The sequence below is a fragment of the Flavihumibacter sp. CACIAM 22H1 genome (assembly GCF_001601815.1).
Lineage (GTDB): Bacteria > Bacteroidota > Bacteroidia > Chitinophagales > Chitinophagaceae > Flavihumibacter.
The window spans coordinates 1-8,287 of sequence record NZ_LUKG01000072.1 but is presented as its reverse complement, the minus strand read 5'-3'; the positions used below and the strand labels follow the sequence as shown (position 1 = coordinate 8,287).

6 protein-coding genes, 1 tRNA gene and 1 pseudogene are annotated in these 8,287 nt (G+C 43.9%); 4 read left to right on the top strand and 4 right to left on the bottom strand.

What is annotated here, in order from left to right; all coding sequences use genetic code 11:
- The 4 genes from A1D16_RS16810 to A1D16_RS16795 all read right to left on the bottom strand — a co-directional run.
- On the bottom strand, positions 1-468 hold a 468-nt coding region (locus A1D16_RS16810; RefSeq protein ID WP_290711618.1), incomplete at its 3' end, for a DUF4386 domain-containing protein.
- 8 nt (positions 469-476) lie between these two features.
- Positions 477-1,316 (bottom strand): alpha/beta fold hydrolase, encoded by an 840-nt coding sequence (locus A1D16_RS16805; RefSeq protein WP_290711616.1) that lies wholly within the window; start codon positions 1,314-1,316, stop codon positions 477-479.
- Positions 1,317-1,489: 173 nt separating this feature from the next.
- A complete protein-coding gene (locus A1D16_RS16800) occupies positions 1,490-2,560 on the bottom strand; it encodes an alpha/beta hydrolase-fold protein (RefSeq protein ID WP_290711614.1) in 1,071 nt (356 codons plus the stop codon).
- A gap of 348 nt (positions 2,561-2,908) precedes the next feature.
- A tRNA-Lys gene (locus tag A1D16_RS16795) sits at positions 2,909-2,981 on the bottom strand.
- Positions 2,982-3,154: 173 nt separating this feature from the next.
- Between A1D16_RS16795 and A1D16_RS16790 the strand changes: the two genes are divergently transcribed.
- The 4 genes and pseudogenes from A1D16_RS16790 to A1D16_RS16775 all read left to right on the top strand — a co-directional run.
- Positions 3,155-3,964 (top strand): SDR family oxidoreductase, encoded by an 810-nt coding sequence (locus A1D16_RS16790; protein WP_290711612.1) that lies wholly within the window; start codon positions 3,155-3,157, stop codon positions 3,962-3,964.
- An 18-nt stretch (positions 3,965-3,982) separates the two neighbouring features.
- Entirely contained in the window at positions 3,983-4,804 is an 822-nt protein-coding gene (locus A1D16_RS16785) for an SAM-dependent chlorinase/fluorinase (RefSeq protein WP_290711610.1), read from the top strand.
- A 110-nt stretch (positions 4,805-4,914) separates the two neighbouring features.
- A complete protein-coding gene (locus A1D16_RS16780) occupies positions 4,915-7,935 on the top strand; it encodes a DUF2723 domain-containing protein (protein ID WP_290711608.1) in 3,021 nt (1,006 codons plus the stop codon).
- A gap of 129 nt (positions 7,936-8,064) precedes the next feature.
- A pseudogene (locus A1D16_RS16775) lies at positions 8,065-8,287 on the top strand (hypothetical protein); the annotation flags it as partial.

The window sequence follows — 8,287 nt, the reverse complement described above, 5'->3', positions numbered from 1 at the left end:
TGGAAAAAGCCAGAGGCCCCAAAATACCGTGATTAGCAATATGCCCTCATTATACTGGTGGAGAGAAAACATGAGTTTAGTTGCCAGCGCATCTACCTCTGTACCTTTTATCATTTGATCATTCCCGGTCAGCAGTAAGGCGGTGTAGCTGTGTTGCAGGTTGTTAAATGATAAGGGCACACTTAATAAGGCTAAGAGCACCATTGTCCTTGCCTGTGTTTCATTAACCGTTTTCAACAGATTATACAGGGCCAGTGGCAAAAAACTAAAGAACAGGTAACAAAGCACACTGCTGTAAATACCTATCCTGAAAAAGCTTTGCGCATTTTTAATATTATTAAAAGTTATGCTGCTATTGTTCCAGTCAATAAGCTTATTTGGAACATAAGCCAGACTGAACAATCCGGTAATTATCACGGCCAGGTAAATTAATCCGGCCACCCCAGCCTTTTTCTTAGTTGTATTCATAATGGAATTTAGGTACGTACTTCCTCCAGTAAAGTTTTCCAGATACTGTCTCTGAATGCATCAGTAAACAAGGCAAAATGCCCGATTTTGGCAACCTCAAAATTTGCGGAACAAAACAGCAGGCTCTTGGTATCCGCCTGCTTAAATTTTGCGGTTAGCCATGCAACTGATTTTTGAGGCGCATACCGATCGTCTTCGATACTTATTGATACGAGCGGGCAGTTTATCCTGTCAAAGAATAGGTTTTCGGGGGTTATGTGGCCAAATAAATAATGGGGAGTTCGGCACCATTCGGCCCAATCCGCCGCCACATTTTTGGGTAAATTTTCCATCCTGCTGAATTTTTTGGCGGGCAGGTATCCAACGGCTTTGGTAAGCAGGGGAACTACTAAATGCCAATTGGCCCACATCCTGATTTGATTCCTTCCTTTCCAGAATTTCCAATACCCCGATTGTGCCGCTACAAGAATTACTTTGCCGGCCTTAAAAGCGGAGGGGGCCAGGCCGATTAACTGTCCTCCAATACTATGCCCCAATAGAACGATTTTATGGGTTGGATAGGTTTTGATGGCATAGCTAAGCAGGGCTTCCAGATCTCTGGCGCCCCAATCTGCCAGCCTGCAATTTTCCGCTCTGATCGGTCCTTGTAAGGATCTTCCAATACCACTATAGTCAAATGTGATGGTTGAAATATGGTTTGCCTGTAAGAATTCAGCAAATTTCCGGTAGAACGATTGAACTACCCCGGCGGCGGGTAGTATAAGCAGCAGTATATCAGACTTGGCGGCATAAAATAAGCTGGCGGTAATAGCCTGTTCATTACTTATATTGACATGAAATTGCTGCATGGAAATAAACTGATTCTGCTGCAATTTTGAATAAAATCATACATGCTATCTAGGGCTGTCTACGAACAACCGTTTTTCGTCTACAGAATGCAGCAATCAGCTATTTTCAAGGACGGGGGTGGTAAGGTACTCTCCCATTGCCCAGGGAAAGATACTAGAAAAAAGGCCAGTGATTATTTCAGGTATTTTTCAAAAAAAGGAAACAGTTCCGTAAAAATCCTTCCTTCATAGCCGTCCAGCAAATTGGTATGATCGCCTATGTATTCTTCGGCAAAATGTTTTATTCCCAACGCTTCCAGTTTTTTACTTAGTTGCATATTGGTAGTGGGAATATGTTTAAATTCATCGTTGCGTCCCCGGTCTAATTTTAAGGCAGTTAAACTTTTTAGAGCAGGGATATGATCTTCTATCATATTGATTGGAAAATTTGCTTCCCATCGTTTTATGACGGGCGTTTGCAAAATCATTTTATTTGATACATATTTTATCGGTTGATCAGCCTGCAGTAAGGGTTCATTTATATTGGGAGAATACATCCTGGCCAGGCTGGCATATACCATTTCAAAAAAAGGAAATTTTTCAAAGTCATAAGGAGGCGCTGCATTGCGCAGGGAGTCCATGGTTTTTTGCTGGCTTACTCTTTTAAACGCCGGATGTGCTAAGCTAAATTCATCGGAAAAATGTAAAGCACCGGCACTCATGGCATATACCGTACTGAATGTGTCAGCAAAAAGCATTGCCATTTTTAACGCACCATTTCCTCCCATGGAATGCCCTGCCAACCCGCGACTGTTGCGATGCGCTATGGTGCGAAAATTTTTATCTATATATGCAACCACATCTTTTCCTATAAAATCGGTCCAGTTGCCTACCACAGATGAATTGGTATAAAAGCTTCCAAAGTATTTTGTCATACTGTTGGGCAGTACCAGGATAACGGGACGAAGAAGACCGGCTTTAATAGCGGAGTCCACCAGGCTTTTAAACCCCAGCCATTCCAACATATCTTTGTCATCGCTGGCAAATCCATGCAGGAAATAGATGACAGGATAACGTTGATCGGATGATTCATATCCTTGTGGCAGGTAAATACTGAGCCTTCTGTTTGGGTCCTCACCACCTTTGTTGTGTTGCAGGGATGGTGCTAGGAAAGTTTTCGTTTCTATAATTCCCTGGGCCAGCATAGGAGTATGATATGCTAATACAAACAGTAAAAGGACGGCGCCTTTTTTTAGTGGTAGCATAAGCTATAATGTTTGTTTTTTGTTTTAGCCGGCATTGTTCAAACCAGGGGCAGATAGAACGGTAATAAATATAAATAATTAACATATATCAGCGCTCTTTTTTCCCTAAAAGCGGGCGACAGAACAAAAGAAAACAGCAACGCGATAATATGCCTGCGGAATTGAAATAAAATTGTTGTTGGTAGAACCTGTTTAAGTGAAAATTATAAAAGCAACTCTTTTAAGGAAAGAAACCGCTGTTCAATTACAAAGTGTATGTAAGCGCTGGCTGAAAAAAATCAGCAGAGCATAAAGTAGTGTATAAAAAAAGCGCCGAGTGGAAGTATTATCTTCACTCGGTGCTTTCTGTGATCCCGCTGGGACTCGAACCCAGGACCCATACATTAAAAGTGTATTGCTCTACCAACTGAGCTACGGAATCTTTCCCGTTTTTAACAACCGTGTTGTTGTTTTGGGAGTGCAAAAATAGGGATTAATCGTTTCGCCCCAAATTTTTTTTCATTTTTTTCAATTCTTTTTTTTCCGGCTAACAAATTGGCTGCAAATCGATTAGTGCATTTTTTTAGATAGGTTTGCAGTTGATAGTTATACAAAATGAATCAATTTTTTACCAATAAAGTGGTTGCCATAACGGGTGGCAGCGAAGGAATCGGGAAAGCCCTCGTAGATCAGTTCATTCAACTGGGTGCCAAAGTGGCTACCTGCGGCCGTAATTACGATAAGCTGTATAACCTTCAAATGGAATACACGTATGTAATGCTCCACACGGTTGTAGCTGACGTAAGCAAAGAAGAGGATTGTAAAAAATTTATTCAGTCTACTATTGATACATTCGGCAAAATTGATATCCTGATCAATAATGCCGGTATTTCTATGCGGGCCCTGTTCGAAGAGGCCGACCTGGAAGTTTTCCGGCAGGTAATGGACATAAATTTCTTCGGCTCCGTGTATTGTACGAAATACGCCCTGCCCTCCCTGGTAGCTAATAAAGGTGCTATAATCGGTATTTCTTCCATTGCCGGTTATCGGGGGCTGCCCGGCCGTAGCGCCTATTCTGCCTCCAAATTTGCCCTACAGGGTTGGCTCGAATCACTCCGTACAGAACTGCTTGATAAGGGAGTGCACGTAATGTGGGTATCGCCCGGGTTTACCGCCAGCAATATCCGGAATGCCGCTTTAAATTCTTCCGCAAAAGCCCAGGGCTCCTCTCCCATGGATGAATCCAGGCTGATGACCGCCGACGAATGTGCCCAGCATATTGTAAAAGCCATTGAACATAAAAAGCGCACACTGGTACTAACGTTTACGGGCAAACGTGCAGTTTTTATTAACCGGTTTTTTCCAAAACTGGCCGACAAACTGACGCACCAGTTTTTTTTCAAAGACGGCAAACTCGTGAAATAGTACCTTCGCCCCATCTTCATGGCAGTTCTGACCCTAACATCTGATATTGGTACACAGGATTATCTGGCAGGTGCTGTTAAAGGACAGTTATTGCAGATAGACCCCGGTTTTCAACTGGTGGACATAACCCATAATGTTCGCCCGTTCAACTATGCCCAGGCTGCCTATATCTGCAGAAATGCTATCCGGCATTTCCCACAACTATGCTTCCACCTGATTTTAGTAAACCTTTTCGAACGCAGAAATAAACACCTGCTGCTTGCCTATCACCAAAACCAGTATTATCTATGTGCCGATAATGGCCTGCTTACTATGATCTTGGAAGAAAAACCGGAAATGGTAATCGGCTTGCCCATTAACCCCGAGCTCCAGGGGCATACCCTGCACTGCGTGCAGGTATTCGGACAGGCCATCGCTGCCATAAATCGCGGTGAACGAATTACCGATATCGGTGAACCTGATTTTCCCTACCTGGAAAAAAATCCCCTGAAACCATGGCTCCAGGAAAATTCCATCGAAGGCCAGATCATTTATATCGACCATTTTGAAAACGTGGTAGTGAATATTACCCGAGAACAGTTTGAGGCTCAGCGAAAAGGACGTAAATTCTACATTGTTTTTAAGCGCGATGAAACCATTGAGCAACTCTCTAACCACTATGCCGAAGTGCCGGAAGGCGAAAAACTGGCCCATTTTAATGCGGCAGGTTATCTTGAAATATCTATCAATAAAGGAAATGCAGCCGGATTATTCGGTTTACAGGGTTTTTCGGAGCAATCGCAGAATGCGTATCTTCAAAACCGTCTTTTTTACCAAACCGTCAAAATTTTCTTTGAATAACAGCTATTTTCACAAATTTTTACCGGGTGGCTATTTATTCTTGCCTTTGCTTTAATTTGCCACGCCTTGTATAAACCAATGCTTTATGAATTTTAAGAAAGTGAACAACATTGCCGGTCTGGGTCATCTGCGCAATTGCCTGTACCGTTTACCTGCTGACAATGGAAGCCACCGCCAGTTTATGGGATACCGGTGAGTTTATTTCCAGTGTGTATAAACTTCAGATTCCCCACCCGCCCGGGGCACCGCTTTTTGTACTGTTAGGTCGCCTCTTTATTGTGGTATTCGGTGGCAGTAACCCCGCCATCGGCGTAAATATTATGAGTGCGCTGGCCAGCGGATTTACCATTCTTTTCCTGTTCTGGACCATTACCCACTTTGCCCGTAAGCTGGTAGTAAAGAGTACTGAAGCGCCCAGCAGCAACCGGGTATTTGCGATTATAAGCGCTGGTGCAGTAGGCGCCCTGGCGTATACGTTTTCTGATTCCTTCTGGTACAGTGCCGTGGAAGGCGAGGTATATGCCCTCTCCTCACTGTTTACTGCCCTGGTATTCTGGGCCATCCTCAAATGGGAACACAATGCCGATCAGCCCGGTTCGGATAAATGGATCGTATTCATATTTTTTATGATGGGATTGTCGATCGGGGTTCACCTGCTCAACCTGCTTACGATCCCCGCCATTGTAATGGTGTATTATTTTAAACGGTATCGGCCCAGTCCCTGGGGCACTTTCTGGGCCTTTATGATGGGTTGCCTTATTACCGGATTTGTTCAGGTGGTGGTTATCCAATGGTCTGTTAAAGCGGCCGGCTGGTTCGATATCCGTTTTGTTAATAATCTTGGATTACCGTTTTTCTCAGGTTTTATATTCTTTTTTGTATTCCTCGCCATCCTCTTTTTCTTCGGATTACGAGTGGCAAAAAAGAATCACTGGAACTTCCTGCGCCTCGGAATCTGGTGTGCCATCTTTATGTTGCTGGGCTATTCCAGCTATGTAACCACTATGATCCGTTCCAATGCCAACCCGGCTGTGGACATGTATAATGTAGACAACCCGAATTCCCTGGTAGGTTATCTTGGCAGGGATCAATACGGCGATTTTCCCATACTATACGGCCAGGTATTTACGGCCTCTCCAAAAGAATACAAGGAAACAAAGGTAAAATACACCAAGGGCAACAATAAATACGAAGCAATTGGTTATGATATCAAACCGGTGTATGCCAATGAAGACATGATGCTGTTTCCCCGTGTGTGGGATGGCAGCAATGACCAGGGCCATGCAGATTTCTATCGCGACTGGTTGGGACTTGCCGAAGGTGAAAAACCCAATATGGCTGATAATGTCAGTTTTTTCGTAGGCTACCAGCTCAACTGGATGTACTGGCGTTACTTTATGTGGAATTTTGCCGGTAAACAGAACGATATACAAGGTTTTATGCCAGGTAATGTGCGCGACGGTAACTGGATTTCAGGTATTTCCTTTATTGATAATGCCCGTCTTGGCAAGCAGGACGCCCTGCCTGACAGCATCAAACACAATAAGGCCAATAATAAACTGTTTTTCCTGCCACTGATCCTGGGAATTGTTGGTCTGATTTATCAATATTTTGCCAACCGCCGTGATTTCATTGTGGTAGGCCTATTGTTCTTCTTTACGGGCATTGCTATTGTTCTTTACCTGAACCAGGCGGGAAACCAGCCGCGGGAACGGGATTATGCCTATGTGGGCTCTTTTTATGCTTTTGCTATCTGGATTGGATTAGGTGTACTCCAGATCCGGGAATGGCTACTGAAAAAAGCTGGCGAAAAAATAGCCGGCCTGAGTGCCGCCCTGGTTTGTTTGCTGGCGGTGCCGGTACTGATGGGATTCCAGGAATGGGACGACCATGATCGGAGCAAAAAAGTATTAGCAAGAGACCTTGCCAAAGACTACCTGGAAAGCTGTCCGCCAAACGCCATTCTTTTCACCTATGGCGATAACGATACCTACCCGCTCTGGTACGCACAAGAAGTAGAAGGCATCCGCCCCGATATCCGCGTTGTAAATAACAGCTTACTGGGTATTGACTGGTATATTAACCAGCTGCGCTACAAAATCAACGAAAGCGATCCGATAGATGTGATCTGGTCAGAAGAGCAGATCAGGGGCCGTAACCGGGATTATGTAATCTATAACCCAAGGCCCGACATAAACCAGGAACGTTTTTACGACCTCTACGATGTAATGAAAAATGTTGTAGGAAGTGAAGACCCGACTTTCAAAGTAGCCTTAACCGGGGGAGAAAATATCAATTACCTGCCTGCCAAGAAATTTGTACTGCCGGTAGATGAACAACTGGTTCGCTCCAACGGAACGGTCAACAAAGAAGACAGTGTAATTAAAGCGGTACCGGTTGTGATTCCAGAAAAGAAAAACACCCTCCTAAAAAATGACCTGGCAATGCTGAATATTATTGCAGCTAACAAATGGAAACGCCCCATTTGTTTTACTGCCCCTTATTCAGCGTCCGAACTCGGTTTTGGAAATTTTGTACGCAAAGACGGGTTGACCTATCGCCTGGTTCCCATCTCCAATAATACCGGTTTTAATACCGATTGGATGGTGGACAAACTGCGCAATAAGTTTTCCTTTGGCAGCGCAAATATTGCCGGGGTTTATTTTGATGAAGAAAATCGCCGCCACCTGAACTCTATCCGCGCAGCCTATGCAGATGCCGCCGGCTCACTGGCTGATGCCAACCGCAAAGATGAGGCAAAACAAATGCTTGATATTGCAGATAAAAACATACTGGAGTCTAATTTCCCGTATGCCATGGTTAGCCGTAGCAACCAGCATAACTATTTCAGTTTCCGTTTCCTGGAAGCCGCCTACAAAGCGGGGCATACCGCACTCGCCGATAAGGTATCAAAATCATTACACAAGGATTTTGAACAACAGCTGAAATATTATGGCCAATTGCCGGATCGTAAACAGGAAAGCATGCGCAATGAAATTGCCGGGGCTCAGCAATTACTTCAAATGCTGCAAATGCTGGAGAATAATTATAAGTCCGGTTCAACCATAAAACCATCGGTGGAATCAGGTGGAGCTACCATCGGACCCTTGCAGGATAGTTCAAATGAGTAAATAAGCGCCTCCTGCAAATTATTTAACAAAAAGTAGGTTATCCGGTCACCCGGTAACCTACTTTTTAGTTTTTACTGCTAACTTTTTAGTATTTAAATTGTAATTTATGATAGAGGAGGATTGATACTTATGAAAGGATACCTATTTAAAGGATACCGACCGGATGACCAAGGAAAAACACCCTTTGAAACACTTTATGAATTATTTCTTCAGCTCTTAACTTATACCAGTGGTGACGTCGGAGAAGCTCTCCAATGGCTGAACCAGCTCGATCGTCAGTATGAATTGACCAACCCGGAGTACGGAATGGGCGATTTTATTGAGGACCTGAAAGCGAAAGGATATATTGATG

Coding starts and splice junctions, on each gene's coding strand:
- A1D16_RS16805 (WP_290711616.1), bottom strand. CDS start 1,316: ATGCAGCAATTTCATGTCAATATAAGTAATGAACAGGCTATTACCGCC.
- A1D16_RS16800 (WP_290711614.1), bottom strand. CDS start 2,560: ATGCTACCACTAAAAAAAGGCGCCGTCCTTTTACTGTTTGTATTAGCA.
- A1D16_RS16790 (WP_290711612.1), top strand. CDS start 3,155: ATGAATCAATTTTTTACCAATAAAGTGGTTGCCATAACGGGTGGCAGC.
- A1D16_RS16785 (WP_290711610.1), top strand. CDS start 3,983: ATGGCAGTTCTGACCCTAACATCTGATATTGGTACACAGGATTATCTG.